At 71.0% G+C, this 18,193-nt stretch carries 15 protein-coding genes; 3 read left to right on the top strand and 12 right to left on the bottom strand.

The window, feature by feature from the left end; all coding sequences use genetic code 11:
• Nucleotides 1-95: 95 nt before the first annotated feature.
• The 8 genes from ACIQD6_RS04215 to ACIQD6_RS04180 form a co-directional block, all read right to left on the bottom strand.
• Nucleotides 96-1,196, bottom strand: a complete 1,101-nt coding sequence (locus ACIQD6_RS04215; RefSeq protein ID WP_401877753.1) for an LCP family protein — start codon at nucleotides 1,194-1,196, stop codon at nucleotides 96-98.
• 359 nt (nucleotides 1,197-1,555) lie between these two features.
• A complete protein-coding gene (rho, locus tag ACIQD6_RS04210) occupies nucleotides 1,556-3,613 on the bottom strand; it encodes a transcription termination factor Rho (RefSeq protein WP_401877751.1) in 2,058 nt (685 codons plus the stop codon).
• A 386-nt stretch (nucleotides 3,614-3,999) separates the two neighbouring features.
• Nucleotides 4,000-4,917 (bottom strand): homoserine kinase, encoded by a 918-nt coding sequence (gene thrB / locus ACIQD6_RS04205; protein ID WP_401877749.1) that lies wholly within the window; start codon nucleotides 4,915-4,917, stop codon nucleotides 4,000-4,002.
• 380 nt (nucleotides 4,918-5,297) lie between these two features.
• Nucleotides 5,298-6,368, bottom strand: a complete 1,071-nt coding sequence (gene thrC, locus ACIQD6_RS04200) for a threonine synthase (RefSeq protein ID WP_401877747.1) — start codon at nucleotides 6,366-6,368, stop codon at nucleotides 5,298-5,300.
• A gap of 7 nt (nucleotides 6,369-6,375) precedes the next feature.
• Complete coding sequence (locus tag ACIQD6_RS04195) at nucleotides 6,376-7,668, bottom strand: homoserine dehydrogenase (RefSeq protein ID WP_401877745.1); 1,293 nt, start codon at nucleotides 7,666-7,668, stop codon at nucleotides 6,376-6,378.
• Between the two features lie 108 nt (nucleotides 7,669-7,776).
• Nucleotides 7,777-9,171 (bottom strand): diaminopimelate decarboxylase, encoded by a 1,395-nt coding sequence (gene lysA / locus ACIQD6_RS04190; protein ID WP_401877743.1) that lies wholly within the window; start codon nucleotides 9,169-9,171, stop codon nucleotides 7,777-7,779.
• Between the two features lie 93 nt (nucleotides 9,172-9,264).
• Nucleotides 9,265-10,368, bottom strand: a complete 1,104-nt coding sequence (nrtL, locus tag ACIQD6_RS04185; RefSeq protein ID WP_401877741.1) for an ArgS-related anticodon-binding protein NrtL — start codon at nucleotides 10,366-10,368, stop codon at nucleotides 9,265-9,267.
• Nucleotides 10,369-10,423: 55 nt separating this feature from the next.
• On the bottom strand, nucleotides 10,424-10,942 hold the full coding sequence (locus ACIQD6_RS04180; RefSeq protein WP_401877739.1) for a response regulator: 519 nt from the start codon (nucleotides 10,940-10,942) through the stop codon (nucleotides 10,424-10,426).
• A 79-nt stretch (nucleotides 10,943-11,021) separates the two neighbouring features.
• On the opposite strand from ACIQD6_RS04180, the gene ACIQD6_RS04175 reads away from it, so the two are divergent.
• Nucleotides 11,022-11,456: a hypothetical protein gene (locus ACIQD6_RS04175; protein ID WP_401877737.1), complete on the top strand. Its 435-nt coding sequence runs from the start codon at nucleotides 11,022-11,024 to the stop codon at nucleotides 11,454-11,456.
• 69 nt (nucleotides 11,457-11,525) lie between these two features.
• Here ACIQD6_RS04175 and ACIQD6_RS04170 read toward each other — a convergent pair whose 3' ends face one another.
• Together ACIQD6_RS04170 and ACIQD6_RS04165 are read right to left on the bottom strand one after the other, a co-directional pair.
• The gene (locus ACIQD6_RS04170; protein WP_401877735.1) at nucleotides 11,526-11,771 is read right to left on the bottom strand and encodes a DUF397 domain-containing protein; all 246 of its coding nucleotides are present in this window, start codon (nucleotides 11,769-11,771) and stop codon (nucleotides 11,526-11,528) included.
• Nucleotides 11,768-12,667, bottom strand: a complete 900-nt coding sequence (locus ACIQD6_RS04165; RefSeq protein ID WP_401877733.1) for a Scr1 family TA system antitoxin-like transcriptional regulator — start codon at nucleotides 12,665-12,667, stop codon at nucleotides 11,768-11,770. Before ACIQD6_RS04165 ends, ACIQD6_RS04170 begins: the two co-directional genes overlap by 4 nt.
• 1,480 nt (nucleotides 12,668-14,147) lie before the next feature.
• On the opposite strand from ACIQD6_RS04165, the gene ACIQD6_RS04160 reads away from it, so the two are divergent.
• Complete coding sequence (locus tag ACIQD6_RS04160; RefSeq protein ID WP_401877731.1) at nucleotides 14,148-14,459, top strand: hypothetical protein; 312 nt, start codon at nucleotides 14,148-14,150, stop codon at nucleotides 14,457-14,459.
• Nucleotides 14,460-14,473: 14 nt separating this feature from the next.
• On the top strand, nucleotides 14,474-14,842 hold the full coding sequence (locus ACIQD6_RS04155; protein WP_401877729.1) for a hypothetical protein: 369 nt from the start codon (nucleotides 14,474-14,476) through the stop codon (nucleotides 14,840-14,842).
• 142 nt (nucleotides 14,843-14,984) lie between these two features.
• Here the strand turns inward: ACIQD6_RS04155 and ACIQD6_RS04150 are convergent, their stop codons facing one another.
• Nucleotides 14,985-16,274: an MDR family MFS transporter gene (locus ACIQD6_RS04150; protein WP_401877727.1), complete on the bottom strand. Its 1,290-nt coding sequence runs from the start codon at nucleotides 16,272-16,274 to the stop codon at nucleotides 14,985-14,987.
• Entirely contained in the window at nucleotides 16,271-18,130 is a 1,860-nt protein-coding gene (locus ACIQD6_RS04145) for an ABC transporter permease subunit (RefSeq protein ID WP_401877725.1), read from the bottom strand. The genes ACIQD6_RS04150 and ACIQD6_RS04145 overlap by 4 nt, the downstream gene beginning before the upstream one ends.
• Nucleotides 18,131-18,193: the final 63 nt, after the last annotated feature.

The following is an 18,193-nucleotide window of genomic DNA, read 5'->3' as shown; positions in this document are numbered from 1 at the left end:
GCCAGGACCGGCCGTATCTCCCAAAACGAGGGGGCGGCCGAATCTATTCCGGCCGCCCCCTCCGCGCGAATACCGCCCCGTCCTCGCGGATGGGGTCAGTGGTTCTTGACCACGTCGTCCGCGTCGCCCTTGTCCCCGGCCGAGTCCTTGGTCGCGGAGGCCGGGATCGGCTTGTCGTGCCGCAGGGCCGTCCAGACCTGCTGGGACGCCTTGTCGAGTGGCAGGACGCGGTTCCCGTCGTTCGGGTCGTACTGCACCGGGAGCGTGATCATCTTGACGTCGTCGGTGCCGAGGTTCTTCAGTCCCCCGGCGAAACCGACCAGCTTGTTGACCGAGTCGAGCTGGGAGTCGGGGGTGATCGCGCTGGTGGCGGTGTCGGCCACGTCGTACAGCTTCTTGGGGTCGCTGAACACGCCGACGCTCTTGACCTGGTTCATCAGCGCCTTGATGAACGCCTGCTGGAGCTGGATACGGCCGAGGTCACTGCCGTCGCCGACACTGTGGCGGGTCCGTACGAGGCCGAGGGCCTTCTCCCCGTCGAGGGTGTGGGTGCCGGGGTCGAGCCTCAGATGGCTCTTGGGGTCGTTGATCGACTCCGTGGTGGTGATCTTGACGCCGCCGAGGTCGTTGATGAGCTTCTTGAAACCGGTGAAGTCGACCTCGATGTAGTGGTCCATGCGGATGCCGGACATCTTCTCGACGGTCTTCACCGCACAGGCGGGGCCCCCGGCCTCGTAGGCCGTGTTGAACATGGCCTCCTGCTCACCGGAGACGGTCTTGCCGTCGGAGTCGGTGCAGGCGGGGCGTTCGATCAGGGTGTCACGCGGTACGGAGACGACACTGGCCTTCTTGTGACCCTTGTATATGTGGACGATCATCGCCGTGTCGGAGCGGGCGCCGCCCCCGTCCTCGCCGTACTTCGCGTTCGCGCCGGCGCGGGAGTCCGAGCCGAGAACGAGGATGTCCTGGGAGCCGTTGTCGGTGTTCGCCGGGCGGTCCCCGCCCAGCTGGGCGTTGATGTCGACGCCCTTCAAATTGCCGTCGAGCTTGAAATACGCGTAACCGAGCCCGGACCCGCCGACGAGTACCAGGGCCGCTGCGGACCATGCGGCGACGGTGGTGGCGCGGCGGCGCTTGCCGGGCGCCCTGCGGCGCTTGCCGCCACCACGTATTCGGCTGTTGCTCCGGTCGGTCATGGTCTCCCTTTTCCGTAGTCCTTTTCCCGCTACCTCCTGCCGTGATGTTGAAACACGCCCTCATTGACACGTGTACAGACAGTGAAGCACCAAGCAGGGTGGCACAGCACTCTGTGCCGCTCGCCGGGGGCACCGCAGACAGGCCTGTACGGCCCTCGGTGGCCGTTCCGGCGTTTCACCTGGGGCTTTGGGGTCACGGGGGCACCACAGGCGCCCCTGGGCCCGGCCAGGACCGTGTGGCGAACGTCTCGGCGGGGTTCGATGCGGCGAGACGTGGGCGCGATGGACCGGAACGGGGGCGCGGCAACGCGAAACCGCCCCGTCGCCTGAGCGACGGGGCGGTTCTCGGACGATCCGGATCAGTCGTTGCCGTTGCCGGCGCCGGGCGTCGTCTTCTGGATCTGGAGCAGGAACTCCGCGTTCGACTTCGTCTGCTTCATCTTGTCCAGGAGCAGCTCGATCGCCTGCTGCTGGTCGAGCGCGTGCAGCACCCGGCGCAGCTTCCAGACGACGGCGAGCTCGTCGCTGCCGAGCAGGATCTCTTCCTTGCGGGTGCTGGACGCGTCCACGTCCACCGCCGGGAAGATGCGCTTGTCCGAGAGCTTCCGGTCGAGCCTGAGCTCCATGTTGCCGGTGCCCTTGAACTCCTCGAAGATCACCTCGTCCATCCGCGAGCCGGTCTCGACCAGCGCGGTGGCCAGGATGGTCAGCGAACCGCCGTCCTCGATGTTGCGCGCCGCACCGAAGAAGCGCTTCGGCGGGTAGAGCGCGGTCGAGTCGACACCACCGGACAGGATGCGTCCGGAGGCGGGCGCGGCGAGGTTGTACGCACGGCCCAGGCGGGTGATGGAGTCCAGCAGGACGACCACGTCGTGGCCCAGCTCGACGAGGCGCTTGGCGCGCTCGATGGCCAGCTCGGCGACGGTGGTGTGGTCCTCGGCCGGGCGGTCGAAGGTCGAGGAGATGACCTCGCCCTTGACCGACCGCTGCATGTCGGTGACCTCTTCGGGCCGCTCGTCGACGAGGACGACCATCAGGTGGCACTCGGGGCTGTTGACCGTGATCGCGTTGGCGATCGACTGGAGGATCATGGTCTTGCCGGTCTTCGGCGGGGCCACGATCAGACCACGCTGGCCCTTGCCGATCGGTGCGACCAGGTCGATGATCCGCGTGGTCAGCACGCCCGGGTCGGTCTCCAGACGGAGCCGGTCCTGGGGGTAGAGCGGGGTCAGCTTCTGGAACTCCGGGCGGCCGCGGCCGGTTTCGGGCGCCATGCCGTTGACCGTGTCGAGGCGGACCAGCGCGTTGAACTTCTCGCGGCGCTCGCCTTCCTTGGGCTGGCGCACCGCGCCGGTGGTGTGGTCACCCTTGCGCAGGCCGTTCTTACGGACCTGGGCGAGCGAGACGTACACGTCGTTCGGGCCCGGCAGGTAGCCGGAAGTCCTGATGAACGCGTAGTTGTCGAGGATGTCGAGGATGCCCGCGACGGGGATCAGCACATCGTCGTCGGCGACCTGCGGCTCGCCGGGGCCGAACTCGTCGCGGCCACGACGTCCGCGGCGGTCGCGGTAACGTCCGCGCCGGCCACGCCGGCCGCCCGCCTCGTCGTCGAAGTCGTCCTGCGGGCCGTTGTTCTGACTGCCGCTCTGGCCGCCGCCGCGGTTGTCGCGCTGCTGGCGGCCGCCGCCCTGCTGCTGGCCGCCCTGGCCGCCCTGCTGGTCGTCGCCCTTGCCCCGGCCGCGCTGCCGGTCCCGGCGGTCCCCGCGGTCGCGGTCGCCGCGCTCGCCCCGCTGGCCGCGGTCCTGGCGGTCGCCGCGCCGGCCGTCGCCGTCGTTCTGGGCGGTGCCGGCGCCGGACGCCGATACGGCGGTCTCGGCCTTGGTGTCGGGCTGGGCCTCGACCTTGACGTCGCCCTGGGCCTCGGCCTTGGTCTCCGTCTTGGTGTCGGGACTGCCCGCCTGCGCGGTGGCCCGGCGGCGACGGCGCTCGCCCGCGGGCTGGTCGTCGCTGGCCGGCTGGCCGGGGATGTCGATCTGCTGCTGGGACGCGGCCTTCTCGGCCTTGTCCGACTTGTCCTCGACGGCGCCTTCACCCGTACGGGCCTTGGAAGTTGCGCGGCGCTTGGGCTTGGTCTCGGCGGCGTCCGAGCCGCCTGCCTCGGCGCCCTTGGGCGCTGACGAGGAGCCCGCCTGCGCTTCCTTGATTACCTCGATCAACTGGCTCTTGCGCATCCGCGCGGTGCCCCTGATGCCGAGGCCGGACGCGACCTGCTGCAGCTCGGCCAGGACCATGCCCTCGAGGCCGGTGCCGGAGCGGCGGCGCCGTGCGGTGGTGCCAGTGGCAGCACCTGCGGCGGGCGCGGCACTGTCGACGTTGCTGTCGGCAGTCACGCCCATCAGATCGGTGGTGTCGCTCACGAAGGGTCCTTCCCTGGAGCGGACGTCGGCCTTCTGGCTCGGCGACCGGTTGTGCTGTCCGACTGCGATCCCATCTTGTGGACCGTGCCGGGGCGGTGGTCCCGCCGGGTACGGCGGAGAAACATGCGGACGTGCAATGGGTCCGGCCCGAGGTCCCCCTGCTCGGCCCTCCGCGGGAAAAAACGGGGGGTGTCGTGCCGGTTCCGGTGCGTGCTCAAAACTGCTCAGGCAGGCTGCTCAGGCAGTTGAGGAGGCTCCCGGAAGAAGGGTGGTCCCGATGTGGGACACGAAGCACCGCGCCTCAAAGACGTCGGGTGCAGACTTGAGGTTAACACTACCGGCTCCAACAAACATTCCCCCTCTCACTCACCGGCAATCCCGTGTGGCTACGAACCGAGCGGCAGGACGCTCGTTCCCCCGGCGTCGAGGGAGAGCCGGTTGGCCGCCCATCCCTCGCCCGCCAGCCGTGCGACCTTGTCGGCCGTACCGTCCTCGACCAGCGCGAGGACCGTGGGGCCCGCACCGGAGATGACCGCGGGGACGCCGTCCGCGCGCAGTCGGTTGACCAGCGCGAGGCTCTGCGGCATCGCCGGGGAACGGTAGTCCTGGTGGATACGGTCCTCGGTGGCCGCGAGCAGCAGCTCGGGACGCCTGGTCAGGGCCTCCACCAGCAGGGCGGCGCGGCCGGCGTTGACCGCCGCGTCCACATGGGGGACCGTGCGCGGCAGCAGTCCGCGGGCGGTTTCCGTGAGGACGGCCTTTCCGGGGACGAAAACCACCGGAACGACGGAACGCGCGGGGTCCATCCTGATGGCACGGGCCGCTCCCCCGTCCATCCAGGCCAGGGTGAAACCGCCGAGCAGACAGGCGGCGACGTTGTCGGGGTGGCCCTCGATCTCGGTGGCCAGCTCCAGCAGCGCCGCGTCGTCGAGCCGGGCGTCGCCGCCTATGGTCACGGCGCGGGCCGCGACGATCCCGGCGCAGATGGCGGCCGAGGAGGAGCCCAGGCCACGGCCGTGCGGGATGCGGTTGGCGCAGACGACCTCCAGGCCGCGCGGCTGTCCGCCGAGCAGGTCGAAGGCCGTCCGCAGGGAGCGCACGAGCAGGTGGTTCTCGTCACGGGGAAGCGTCTCGGCGCCCTCACCCGCGATGTCGACGTGCAGGCCGGAATCGGCGACGCGGACGACCACGTCGTCGTAGAGCCCCAGCGACAGGCCGAGGGCGTCGAAGCCCGGACCGAGATTGGCGCTGGTGGCGGGGGTGCGCACCCGTACGGCGGCGGCGCGGAACGCGGGACCGGCCATCGCTCTGACGACTCTCCTTGACTGCGAAATGTGGTGATGTGCGAGATGTGGTGTGTGCGAGATGTTCGAGGAGGTACGGAACACCCGAGGGCCACGTGGGCGACAACACCGCGGCATATGCGGCGGGCGAGTGAGGTACAGCCTATCGAAGGAAGGTTGCGTGGCGACATAGGGCGCACAGGAGGCGCACGATGCGTGTCGCGTACCTCACGTGCGCCGATGTCTGCCTTGTCCCTGCTTCGCCCGGGGCACGGGCTGCGAGGCGCTCGCACCGGCTTTCGCGGGGCCCGCGAAGACCGGTGGACGAGGTCCGGATCGTGCCGGAACCCTGGGCACGGACGGGCCGGGGGGCGGCGCCCGAAGCGCCACCCCTGAGCCGGTCAGGCGAGGCCGAGGCGCTCCGCGGCGGCGACCGCGTCGACCGGCACGGTGACCGGCTGGGGCGCTCCGGCGACCGCCCAGTCCGGGTCCTTGAGGCCGTTTCCGGTGACCGTGCAGACGATGCGCTGGCCGGGGTCGACCTTGCCCTCGTCGGCGGCCTTGAGCAGACCGGCTACGGAGGCGGCCGAGGCGGGCTCGACGAAGACGCCCTCCTGGGAGGCCAACAGGCGGTAGGCGGCCAGGATCTGGCGGTCCGTCACCTCGTCGATGAAGCCACCGGACTCGTCGCGGGCGGCCAGGGCGTACTGCCAGGACGCCGGGTTGCCGATCCGGATCGCGGTGGCGACGGTGTGCGGGTCCTTGACGATCTCGCCGCGCACGATGGGCGCGGAGCCAGAGGCCTGGAAGCCCCACATGCGCGGGGTACGGGACGCGATGCCGTCGGCGGCGTACTCGGTGTACCCCTTCCAGTACGCCGTGATGTTGCCGGCGTTGCCGACGGGCAGCACATGGATGTCCGGGGCGTCGCGCAGCGCGTCCACGATCTCGAACGCCGCGGTCTTCTGGCCCTCGATACGGACCGGGTTGACCGAATTGACCAGCGCCACCGGGTAGTTGTCGGAGAGCGAGCGGGCCAGCGTCAGACAGTCGTCGAAGTTGCCCTCGACCTGGAGGATCTTCGCTCCGTGGACCAGCGCCTGGCCCATCTTGCCGAGCGCGATCTTGCCCTGGGGCACGAGGACGGCGCAGACCATTCCGGCCCGTACCGCGTACGCCGCGGCCGAGGCCGAGGTGTTGCCGGTGGAGGCGCAGATCACCGCCTGGGCGCCCTCCTCCTTGGCGCGGGTGATGGCCATGGTCATGCCACGGTCCTTGAAGGAGCCGGTCGGGTTGGCGCCCTCGACCTTGAGATGCACCTCACAGCCCGTCCGCTCGGACAGCACTTGAGCGGGCACGAGCGGCGTACCGCCCTCGCGGAGCGTCACGACCTGTGTCGTGTCCGCCACCGGGAGGCGGTCCCGGTACTCCTCGATGATGCCCCGCCACTGGTGGGTGCCAATGCTGGTCATGGGTCCCTTACTCCCCTTCAACACGCATGATGCTGGCGACACCGCGGACGGTGTCGAGCTCGCGCAGTGCTTCGACGGTCCCGGAGAGGGCTGCGTCCTGCGCGCGGTGGGTGACGACGACGAGGGCTGCCTCGCCGTCCTTTCCCTTCTGACGGACCGTGTCGATGGACACGCCGTGTTCGGCGAAGACCGTTGCCACCTGGGCGAGAACGCCCGGCTTGTCGGCCACGTCGAGGCTGATGTGGTAGCGCGTCACGGACTCGCCCATGGGGCTCACGGGCAGTTGCGTGTACGCGGACTCACCGGGCCCGGTGGCCTCGTTGAGCTTGTTGCGGCAGACGGCGACGAGGTCGCCGAGCACGGCGGAGGCCGTCGGCGCGCCGCCGGCGCCGGGTCCGTAGAACATCAGCTGCCCGGCCGCCTCGGCCTCGACGAAGACCGCGTTGTACGCCTCACGTACGGACGCGAGCGGGTGGCTGAGCGGGATCATCGCCGGGTGGACGCGCGCGGTGACGGACCGGCCGTCGGCGGCGCGCTCGCAGATGGCGAGGAGCTTGACGGTGCAGCCCATGCGCTGGGCGGAGGCGAGGTCGGCGGCGGTGACCTCCGTGATGCCCTCGCGGTGCACGTCGTCGAGGCGTACGCGGGTGTGGAAGGCGATCCCGGCGAGGATGGCGGCCTTGGCGGCGGCGTCGAAGCCCTCGACGTCGGCGGTCGGGTCGGCCTCCGCGTAGCCGAGGGCGGTGGCCTCGTCCAGCGCCTCCGAGTAACCGGCGCCCGCGGTGTCCATCCGGTCGAGGATGAAATTGGTCGTGCCGTTGACGATTCCGAGCACGCGGTTGACGGTGTCACCCGCGAGTGACTCGCGCAGCGGCCGGATCAGCGGGATGGCGCCGGCGACGGCCGCCTCGAAGTACAGGTCCGCGCCGTGCCGGGCGGCGGCCTCGTAGAGGGTCGTGCCGTCCTCGGCGAGCAGCGCCTTGTTGGCCGAGACGACGGAGGCACCGTGCTCGAACGCGGTGGTGATGAGCGTACGGGCGGGCTCGATGCCTCCGATGACCTCGACCACGACATCTATGTCACCGCGTTTGACCAGGGCGGTGGCATCGGTGGTGATCAGGGCGGGGTCGATGCCGTCGCGCACCCGGGAGGGGCGCCGGACGGCGACCCCGGCCAGTTCCACCGGGGCGCCTATCCGCGCGGCGAGGTCGTCGGCCTGCGTCGTCATGATGCGCGCCACTTCTGAGCCGACCACACCACAGCCCAGCAGCGCCACCTTCAGCGGACGCGTACGCATCATCCGACCTATGCCTTTCATTGAACCCAGCCGTTAAAAGCATGAATGCCAACCAGTCTCACGCAATGGACGGGACTTTCTGTCCCCTGTCCAGATCGCGAGATATGAATTTCAGTCCCCGACATCGAGACGCAGGAGATCTTCCTCCGTCTCCCGCCGGACGATCACGCGTGCCGCACCGTCGTTGACCGCCACGACCGGCGGGCGCAGCGCGTGGTTGTAGTTGCTCGCCATCGAGCGGCAGTACGCGCCGGTGGCGGGGACGGCGAGCAGGTCGCCGGGCGCCAGGTCGGCGGGCAGGAACGCGTCCCGTACGAGGATGTCGCCGCTCTCGCAGTGCTTGCCGACGACGCGTGTCAGCATCGCCTCCGCGTCGGAGCGGCGCGACACGAGCGCGACGGTGTACTCGGCGTCGTACAGGGCCGTACGGATGTTGTCGGACATGCCACCGTCCACACTGACATACGTACGCAGCCCTTCGAGCGGCTTGATGGTGCCGACCTCGTACAGGGTGAAGGCCGTGGGGCCGACGATCGCGCGCCCCGGCTCGACGGAGATACGGGGGGTACGGAGCCCCGCGGACTCACACTCACGGGTGACGATGTCGCTGAGCGCCTTGGCGATCTCGTGCGGCTCACGCGGGTCGTCCTCGGACGTGTACGCGATACCGAGGCCGCCGCCGAGGTCGATCTCGGGCAGCTCCACGCCGTGCTCGTCGCGCACCGCCGCGAGCAGCTGCACGACCCGGCGGGCGGAGACCTCGAAACCGGCCATGTCGAAGATCTGCGAGCCGATGTGCGAGTGGATGCCGGTCAGCTCGATGCCGTCGAGCGTGAGGGCCCGCCGCACGGCCTCCGCGGCCTGCCCGTCGGCGAGCGCGATACCGAACTTCTGGTCCTCGTGGGCCGTGGCGATGAACTCGTGCGTATGGGCCTCGACGCCCACGGTCACCCGGATCTGGACGGGCTGGACCTTGCCGAGCTGCCGCGCGATGTGCGCGACCCGCACGATCTCCTGGAAGGAGTCGAGGACGATCCGCCCGACGCCGACGGAGACGGCCCGCTCGATCTCCTCGGTGGACTTGTTGTTGCCGTGGAAGGCGATGCGCTCGGCGGGCATCCCGGCGGCCAGCGCGGTGGCGAGTTCGCCGCCGGAGCACACGTCGAGATTGAGCCCCTCTTCGTGCAGCCAGCGGACGATGGTCCGGGACAGGAACGCCTTGCCCGCGTAGAACACGTCGGCGTCCTTGCCGAAGGCATCGGCCCAGGCGCGGCAGCGGGCGCGGAAGTCGGCCTCGTCGAGGAAGTACGCCGGGGTGCCGAACTCCTCGGCCAGCCGGGTCACTTCGATGCCCGCGACGGTGGCCACGCCGTCGCCGTTCCGGCGGACCGTACGCGACCAGACCTTCTCGTCCAGGGCGTTGAGGTCGGCGGCGGGGGCGGAGTAGTGCCCCTCGGGGTAGACATCCGCGTGGCGGGGGCCTGCGGGGTGTGCGGAACGGCTCATGTTCTTGGCTCTCTTGGGTCTTTTTGAGGTGTTCTGGTGCGTCTCAGAGGTGTTCAGAGGTGTCTGGTACGCCTCAGAAGTTTCCTGTGCACCTCAGAGGTGTTCCGGTGCGTCGATACCGAGCAGGGACAGGCCGCCGGCCAGCACAGCCCCGGCGGCTTCGGCGAGCGCGAGCCGGGAACGGTGGGCGGCCGAGGGTTTCTCGTCACCGACGGGCAACGGACTGGCGGTCTCCTGGAAGCGCAGGAACGCCTCCGCGGTGTGTTCGAGATGGCGGGCGAGCCGATCGGGCGCGCGCAGCCGGGCAGCGGCTTCGAGGACGGCGGGATGATCGCCGACGGCGGTGATGAGCATGGCGGTAGTGGCGGCGGCGTGCGGGGTCGCGTACGCCTCGTACTCCTCGTACGCCGTGCGCTCCTCGTATTCCTCGTACCCCGTCCGCTCCGCCTCATCGGGGGTGATGCGGACCTCGTCGGGGGTGATGCCGAACCGGGCCGCGTTCCGCGCCAGGGCACGGGTGCGGGCGTACGCGTAGCGCACCCGGAAGAACGGATTGCTCTCGCGCTGTACGAGCAGCTCGTCGCCCGTGTGCGGATGATCGTGGACGGCCGCCCGCAGCAGCGCCCAGCGGGCGGCGTCGGGGCCGAGCCGGTCGAAGAGGCCGCCGATGGCGAAACCGTCGGCGGCGGGCACGGGCACGGGCGTGCAGCTCTCCGTGCCGCCCGGTATGACGGCCGCCGTGGCGCCCTGGGAACGCAGCAGCCGGACGACGGTGTCCGTCCAGACCTCGGCGCGCAGCTCGTCGGCGGGGGCGAAGGCCGCGGTGGTACCGGCGAGCGCGTCGCCGTGCCCGTACGCCGTACCGGCCTTGAGCACCGTACGGACGAGCTCGCCGTGGCTGTCGTCGGCGAGGGTGAAGTTCAGGAAGCCGGGTCCCGTGACCTCGACCCGGGCGATGCGCGGGTGCAGGACCCCGGAGCGCACGATCTCGGCACGCAGTATTTCGGCGACCTCGCGGGCCGTGAATCCGGTGCGCCCGGCCATGCGCAGCGCGACATTGCTGGCGTAGTCGCCGACACCGCCGGGGCGGGGGCGCTCGACCACGACCCGTTCGGGCACGGGCCCCGGGAGCGTGTCGTCCTCGACCGCGCGGCATACGGCGTCCAACACGGCGCGGGACAGATCAGCGGGGGTCACGGCACCAGCGTATGGGAGGAGGGGGGCCTCTTAGCGAACCGGTTTCGCGATGCGGTCAGCCCCGGGCACTTTCCGCCCGCCCGGCGCCGTGTCTGCCGTCCACGGACGGCGGGTCGTCCCTCGGGTCGTCCCTCGGGTCGTCCCTGATGCCCTCGCTGTGGGTCAGCCGTCGTATGAGACGGACCAGCTCGGACGGTTCGAAGGGCTTGGCGAGGAAGGCGTCGACCCCGGCGGCGACACCGGATTCCGTCTCGTACTGCGTACAGGCGCTGATGATCGCGATCGGCAGCCGGCTGGTCCGGGGATCGGCGCGCAGCCGGGCGGCGGCGGTCAGTCCGTCGAGGCGCGGCATCACCACATCGAGGGTGATCACATCGGGTCTGACCTCATGGACCACGTCCAGACATTCGGCACCGTCGGCCGCGGTCACGACCTCGAACCCCTCAAGTTCGAGATTGACCCTGATCAGCTGCCGGATGACCCTGTTGTCGTCGACAACGAGCACCCGGCCCGATGCGGCGGACACAACTCGAGAGTAGGTCCGACTCCGTTGCCGCGTCCCGGTTTTGCCCACTTACACCGGCGCGGTTGGCGCGAGTGCGCCCCCTGTCTCGCTCGGACCTCTCCCGCCGGGCTCTCGCTAGGCTCTCGGCATGGAGCAGAACGAAGTCATTCTCAGGGCCATCGGTATTCTCACGCAGTCCGCGGAGTGGATCCGTACCGCCGACCGGGAGGACGACGGGCACGGGCTCCGGGAGGGCGAGGGGCACGGGGACCCGCTGGGCGAGCACGGGGACCCGCTGGGCGACGGGCCGGGCGGCAGGGATTCGGGCCGGGGTCAGATCGGCTCGCTCCTCGCCGAGGTCTTCCCCTCGTTCAAGGTCTCCCCCGACGCCACCCCACTCGAAGCCGCGCACGCGGTGACCGAGGCGTCGCTGCCCGCCATCATGCAGCTGATCGGCGCGTTCACCTATGTCTTCGCCGAGCTGGCCGAGGTCCACGACGCCGGACGTACGGACATCACCTCGGAGGAACTGCTGCGGGAACTGGCGCTGCGGATGTCACGCCCGAACGACGACGTCACGTAGACGTCACGTAAGGGCAGCACGGCGTGGGGCGCCACGGGCGCGGTGGCGTGAGGGGGCAGGGGTCAGGGGTCAGGCCTGGGAGGCGTACGAGACGAAGCCCGTCCAGGCGGCGGGCGAGAGGGCGAGCTGCGGGCCCGCCTTGTCCTTGGAGTCCCGTACGTGGACGGTGTTGGGGCAGGTGGCCACCTCGACGCAGGAATCGCCCGAGCCGCCGCTGTGGCTGGACTTGTGCCAGGAGAGGGCTACTTCTACGCAGTCGTCACCCGAGCCGCCGCTGTAGCTGCTCTTGAACCAGGCCAGTTCTGTGGTGCTCATGTCGCTCCTCGCATCCGCCGCAACAGGCTCAGGGAGTCCTCCAGGGAGAGAGCCTGTGAACGCATCCTGGCATACCGCATCTGGAGCGTGCTGACTACTTTCGGGTCGGAGATGAACTGGCCGCTTTCCTGCCCCTCGCAGTAGCCGAACCACCTGTTCTCCGGCGTCTCCAACAGCTGAATGGGACCGTCCAGGCCAGCGTGACTCTCCCGTACTTGCGGCATGATCTGCATCTCGATGTTCCTCAGCTCAGCGAGTTCGAGGAGGTGATCGATCAGCTCCAGGATGACCTCCGTCCCGCCCGTGCGGCGCAGGAACAGCTGCTCTTCCAGGATGAAGCCGTACGCGGTGTTCGGCCGCTCCCGGAGCAGGCGTTGCCGCTCTTCTCGCGCCACCCACTGGGCCTCGATCTGGTCCTCGCCCAGGGGCGGAAGCTGGTCGACGAACAACTTCCGCGCGTACGCCTCCGTCTGCAACAGGCCCGGGATCAGACGGCACTCGTAGGTGTACAGAGTGACCGCCTCCGTCTCCAGATGCGCCCACTGCCGGAACCAACTCGCCAGCCCCGGCTGCCGCGACAGATGCCGCGCCGCTCCCCGCAGCGCCCCGAACCCGTCCAGCACGTCCTCCGCCCGTTCCACGAAACCCCGTGGCGGGAAGCGCCTGCCCTGCTCGATCGAGGCCACCGTATGCGCCGCGTACTGCACCAGCGGCGCCAGCGCCTCCTGCGTCAGCCCCGCCCGTTTACGGAAGGCCTTGACGACCTCCCCGAACGCCTTGAGGCTGTCGGACGAGTCCGGTTCGCAGCCGTTCCCCGTACCCCCGTCGCTCCCGTCCGTACCGCCAAAGCCACCCGCGCTATCCGTGCCATCCGTGCCATCCGTGCTATCCGTCATGTCCGGCCACCCTTCCGCGTGTTCGCCCCGCCACTCACTCTCTAACCGCTTACGGTCACAGGGCGTTACGCGTACTGTCCACGTCCCGAACCCGTACGCTGCCCCCGCGTACCAGCGGCCGACCTGGTGAACGCCCCTTCCGCAGCGCCACTTTGGCCCGACGAGAGCGGTGGCCTCCCGGCAAGGCCCGCTCACGGTACGTGCGTTCACCGGGGGTGGTCTGGGGTGTTGTGGCTGGGGGTGGGTGTTTGTGTGGGGGTTCGGGCGGAGGGGGTCGGGGTGGGCCGGGTCGGGATTGTGGCGGGTGGGGGCCGCCCCTCAGGTTTGATGGTCGCGTCGCGGTGCCGGGTGTCAAGGGCGCTCCTGCGTCGCGTCGGCTGCGCCGATTCCGCTGCGCTGCACCCTGGACACCCGTCCCCGCGTCGCAAGTGCGGGATGGGGGGGGCGGCCCGGGGGAGGGGTCCCCGGGGAGGGTGCGTGGGGGGTCGGGCCCGGTTCCCGGCCTGCGGGCCGGTAGGCCCTGCGGGGCTGCGCGGCAGTTGCATGGGGAGGCCCGGCCCGGCTCAGCGACACACCGCCGGTGGACAGCCAGGACTCATGCCCCGCCGGACCGACACCATTGACCAGCACACCTGTTAACCAGGCCAGATGGATGCCTGCCGGCACGCCGATACTCCCTGCCTTACTCGGAGGTGGAGGCTGCTCGGACCGGTCGCGGTCTTGAGTCGCGCACCCCGATCCCTTCTTGCCTCTCGGGCGACCAGGCCAGGCCTTCAACGCGGCAGATGTGGCCAAAGGGGCGGAAGCGGCCTCGTAAACGCCCTCTCGTACCGGGAGTCCCGCCTCACGGGCATTCCAGTACGAGAGACCTCCCAGCACCCCCGCAAAGCGGACATAACTCCCGGCCGGTGGATCACTCCCCGGTCTGGTCAACAGGTGCACTCAGCAATGGTGTTGGTCCAGCGGGGCATGAGTCCTGGCTGTCCACCGGCGGTGTGTCGCTGAGCCGGGCCGGGCCTCCCCATGCAACTGCCGCGCAGCCCCGCAGGGCCTACCGGCCCGCAGGCCGGGAACCGGGCCCGACCCCACACGCACCCTCCCCGGGGACCCCTCCCCCCGGGCCGCCCCCCCCCATCCCGCACTTGCGACGCGGGGACGGGTGTCCAGGGTGCAGCGCAGCGGAATCGGCGCAGCCGACGCGACGCAGGAGCGCCCTTGACACCCGGCACCGCGACGCGACCATCAAACCTGAGGGGCGGCCCCCACCCGCCACAATCCCGACCCGGCCCACCCCGACCCCCTCCGCCCGAACCCCCACACAAACACCCACCCCCAGCCACAACACCCCAGACCACCCCCGCCCCCGCAGGGCCGGACCGCACCAGCTGCGCACCAACCCAGTCCGGCGTCACGGGGGCATGGAGGCCGTGGAGGCCGCCATCACCCTCACCACGGGTATTCCCGCCGGTATACTCGCTCCATGGACACCACTATCAAGGTCGACACGAAGACGCGCGACCGTCTCGCCTCCATCGCCGTTGCCCGCGGCACAACGATGCGTGGCCTCCTTGAAGAATTCGCTGAAGCCTCCCTCACCCCTCAAGAGCTGCGGGAGCGTGCGGAGCGCACACGAGCTTTCCTCTCGGCCGAGTTCGGTCACCGCCTCAGCGCGGACGAAGCCGGTGATTTGCGTTCCCGAATGCGTGCCGCCCAGACTGCCCACCGCGACGCCCTACGCGGCTCGGCAGGCTCGGGCTCTGGTGACGCCGAGGCCGGGGCCGAGGCCGCGTGAACCTTGACCACTTCGTGCTCGACACGGACACGTTGCTCGCGCTCGGGGGCAACAAGCAGGTGTCCGGTCTGATTCACGTCGCCGCCGGCGAAGGTGACGTCCGCCTGTGGGTACCGATCGTCTGCGCCCTGGAAGCCGAACGAGCACGTCCAGGGATCGTGGACTACATCGGAATCCTTGACACCCTCCACACGCTCGACGCCGACTACGAAACCGCCCACGCCATCGCCGGCCTGTACCAACGCGGCGTGCCATACGGGGTGGCCGCCGCCGTGCACGCCGCCCGTGCCACCCTCAGCCGACCTGAAGGCAGCCTTGTCGCCACCGTCACGCCGGATGCATACGACGGGCTCGGCGTTCCGGTACTGGACCTCAACCGCTGAGCCGTGGCCGACTCCCCACAGCCACGCCCGACCAGCGATCACATTGCAGCTGATCCAGGGCGGCCCGGGGTCTCCGCCTCGGTCACCGAGCCGTGCTCGGCGGCCGCAGAGCGACGCGAATGCCCTGGCAGCTCACGGGCCGCTACGGGCGGCGCGGCAGTACCGCGATCGCTGCCAGGGGGATCGCGGCGAGTAGGAGCCAGGGTGCGGCGGGCGGGAGGTGTGCGTCGAGGAGGGAGCCGCTGGCCGCGCTGCCGGTCAGGACGATCAGGCCGGATACCGAGGAGAGTGCGCCGGTGTAGAGGCCGAGACGGCCTTCCTCCGCGAGGTCGGGGACCCAGGCTCGGGCGGCCGGGGCGATGAGCATCTGGCCGAGGGTGAGCAGGACGACGAAGCCGGCCGCCGGGAGCAGGCCCGTGGTTCCCGTCCAGTCGGCGGGGCGGGCCGCCGCCACGACGGCGAAGCCGGCGGAGAGCAGCACCAGTCCGGCCGCCATGGAGCGGCGCAGGTCGAGCCGGTCCGCCGCCCAGCGGGTGACGGGCAGTTGGGTGGTCACGACCAGCAGCGAGGAGAGGGCGAACAGCCAGGCCAGCGGGGCCTGGGAGCCCGCCGCGCGCTCGACCTCCGCCGGGAGGGCGAGGTAGAGCTGGTTGTACGCCAGCAGATAGGTCCCGTACGCCAGGCACAGGGCGAGGAAGCGCCGGTTGCGCGCCAGGTTCCGGACGGCGCCGGGGCCGCTGACGCGGGTCCGGCCCGGGATGCGCTGGGGCAGCAACCACCAGTGCCCGGCCAGGACCAGGACGAAGATCCCCGCCCCGGCGAGGCACACCGTACGGAAGTCCACCCCCAGCAGCAGCGCGCCCAGCAGCGGGCCGACGAACGCGCCCGCCTGCCCCGCCACGGTGAACAGCGCCAGTACGCCCGTGCGCGGGCCGTCGCCCGCCTCCTCCCGTGCCACCGCCTGGCGGGCGACCTCGGACTCCACGGCGGGCGAGAACAGCGCCGCCGCGAAGCCGATCAGCAGCACGGCACCGATGACCGCCCAGGTCCGCTCGGCGTACCCGAGCCACGCGAATCCGGCGATCCGCAGCGCGCAGCCCGCCAGTACCACCGGGCGTACGCCGTACCGGTCGGCCAGGGCGCCGCCGACCACGAACAGGCCCTGCTGGCTGAACGTACGCAGTCCCAGTACGAGACCGACCAGCCAGCCGGCCATGCCTATCGCCGTGCCCAGGTGTTCGGCGAGGAAGGGCAGGACACCGAAGAAGCCGACGTTGAAGGCGAGTTGGGTGAGGATCAACAGGCGCAGGAGCGGGGACAGTTCGGCCCACTGCCCGAAACCGAACCGGGCCCAGGGCCGGGACCACCCTCTTGGCCGAGGCTGCGTATCCGACGGGGGCTCGGACGTGCGCCGCGTACACAGCTCTCTCATCGGGAGTCCTTCGGTGCTGAGTTGGAGAAGCCGGCAGAGCTGCCGGCCTTCGCCGGTTCGCGCACCTCTGTCTCGGGCCGCCCGGCCGGAACCATCGACAGTTCCGGCCGCAGTGCCCGTCCCCGGCGTACGGCTCCTCGCCCACGCACCCCTCCGGCCGCCGATACCGCGAGCGCTCCCAGCAGCGCGAGTACGGCGGCCGGGGCCAGGACCGCCCACGGCGCGCGTTCCGCGTACGGGAGGTTCTCGGAGAGCAGCAGGCCCCACTCCGGGGACGGCGGCTGCGCGCCGAGCCCGAGGAAGCCCAGGGCGGCCAGGGCCAGCGCCACTCCGGGCAGCCGCAGCAGCGCGTGCCGGGCGACGGGCGGGACGACGGCGGGCAGCAGTTCGTACCGCAGCACATACAGCGGTCCCGCGCCGAGCGCGCGGGTGGCGATGAGGTGGGTGGTGGCGCGTTCCTGTTCCAGCAGGGCGGAGGCGTGCGCGGCCAGGGGCGCCCAGGCGACGGCGGCCACGGCGAGCGCCGGGGTGTACGGGCCGCTGCCCGCGATCCCCGCGACCAGGAGCCCGGCGAGCACGGGCGGTACGGCGTTGGCCGTGTCGACGGCGGCGCCCGACACCCTCGGCACCAGCCCGAGCAGGATTCCGGCCAGCAGGGCCACGGCGGTCACCGCGAGCGCCAGGGCGAGGGTGGTGAGCGCGCCGTGCCCGACGCGGGCCAGCACGTCGCGGCCCAGCGCGTCGGTGCCGAACGGGTGTGCCCAGGAAGGGGACTGAAGCCGGGCGACGGTGTCCAGCCCCAGCGGATCGCGGACCAGGCCGGACGCGACGACGCCGAGCAGGAGCAGCCCGTACACGAGGGGCTGTGCCCGGTGGGACGGCGGTGCCGGCCGGTGCGACGACTGGAGCGCGCCGTCGCGCAGGACCGGGCCCAGCATCAGCTGCGCCGCGCCCCTGGCGAGCCCTCCCGCGACCGCCGCGAGCAGGACGAGGGCGAGGGTGCCCGCCTGGAGTACGGGCAGGTCCTGGGCGGTCGCGGCTTGCAGCGTGAGCCGGCCGAGCCCGGGGATGTCGAAGATCTGCTCGACGGCGACCGAGCCGCCGGTGAGGCCGACGACGAACAGTCCGAGGTTCGGCAGCAGGCCGGGGAAGCAGCGCCGCAGCGCCTGGCGGGCGATCCGTCGGCCCGTCAGTCCGCGCGCGGCGGCGGCCAGTGCCCAGGGTTCGCCGAAGGCCCCGGGCAGCGCGTCGACGAGCAGCCGGCCGAGCAGCGCCCCGGCGGGCAGGCCCAGCGAGAGCGCGGGCAGCACCATCCAGCGCGGCCCGTACCAGCCGAGCGCGGGCAGCCAGCCGAGCTGCACGCCGACCACCGTGGCCAGTACGGACGCGGTCAGGAACTCGGGCAGCGCGGCGAGCATCGCCGCCGCACCCCCCGCGCGCGGGCGCCGGAACCGTCGCCGCGACCCGAGCCACAGGGGGCGGGCGCAGACGGCCCCGGCCGTCACGAGGGCGACCGCCATCGCCCCGGCCATGAGCAGCAGCGAGATGCCCAGGGCCTGGACGACCGAGGGCAGTACGGGGGCGCCGGATATCCACGACTCGCCCGCGTCACCGCGCGCCAGCCCACCGAACCACTGCCCGAGCAGGGTCACGGGACCGGCGTCCAGGCCGAGTTGGTCCCGTACGGCGCCCAACGCCTCGGCGGTGGGCTCTCGTTCGGCCGAGCGCGCCTTGAGGACGGTGAGCGCGGGGTCGGTGCGCGAGAGCCAGGGCAGCAGGCCGATGCCGCAGAGCAGGAGGGCCGCGAGGGCGGCGCGCCAGAGCACGGTCAGGCCGGGGAGCCGCACGAATCGCATGAATTGCACGAGTCGCACGAGTCGCACGGCGGCCGAGCGGTACGAGGAGGGGGCCGGGCGGGC

This window comes from Streptomyces sp. NPDC088400 (assembly GCF_044753355.1).
Lineage (GTDB): Bacteria > Actinomycetota > Actinomycetes > Streptomycetales > Streptomycetaceae > Streptomyces.
The sequence above is the reverse complement of the archived record's forward strand: the minus strand, read 5'-3'. Positions and strand labels throughout refer to the sequence as shown.

What these genes read in the sequence shown, in the direction of transcription:
- ACIQD6_RS04215 (WP_401877753.1), bottom strand. Translation starts at nt 1,196, where the DNA reads ATGACCGACCGGAGCAACAGCCGAATACGTGGTGGCGGCAAGCGCCGC.
- thrB (WP_401877749.1), bottom strand. Translation starts at nt 4,917, where the DNA reads ATGGCCGGTCCCGCGTTCCGCGCCGCCGCCGTACGGGTGCGCACCCCC.
- thrC (WP_401877747.1), bottom strand. Translation starts at nt 6,368, where the DNA reads ATGACCAGCATTGGCACCCACCAGTGGCGGGGCATCATCGAGGAGTAC.
- ACIQD6_RS04195 (WP_401877745.1), bottom strand. Translation starts at nt 7,668, where the DNA reads ATGATGCGTACGCGTCCGCTGAAGGTGGCGCTGCTGGGCTGTGGTGTG.
- lysA (WP_401877743.1), bottom strand. Translation starts at nt 9,171, where the DNA reads ATGAGCCGTTCCGCACACCCCGCAGGCCCCCGCCACGCGGATGTCTAC.
- ACIQD6_RS04175 (WP_401877737.1), top strand. Translation starts at nt 11,022, where the DNA reads ATGGAGCAGAACGAAGTCATTCTCAGGGCCATCGGTATTCTCACGCAG.
- ACIQD6_RS04170 (WP_401877735.1), bottom strand. Translation starts at nt 11,771, where the DNA reads ATGAGCACCACAGAACTGGCCTGGTTCAAGAGCAGCTACAGCGGCGGC.
- ACIQD6_RS04165 (WP_401877733.1), bottom strand. Translation starts at nt 12,667, where the DNA reads ATGACGGATAGCACGGATGGCACGGATGGCACGGATAGCGCGGGTGGC.
- ACIQD6_RS04160 (WP_401877731.1), top strand. Translation starts at nt 14,148, where the DNA reads ATGGACACCACTATCAAGGTCGACACGAAGACGCGCGACCGTCTCGCC.
- ACIQD6_RS04150 (WP_401877727.1), bottom strand. Translation starts at nt 16,274, where the DNA reads ATGAGAGAGCTGTGTACGCGGCGCACGTCCGAGCCCCCGTCGGATACG.
- ACIQD6_RS04145 (WP_401877725.1), bottom strand. Translation starts at nt 18,130, where the DNA reads ATGCGATTCGTGCGGCTCCCCGGCCTGACCGTGCTCTGGCGCGCCGCC.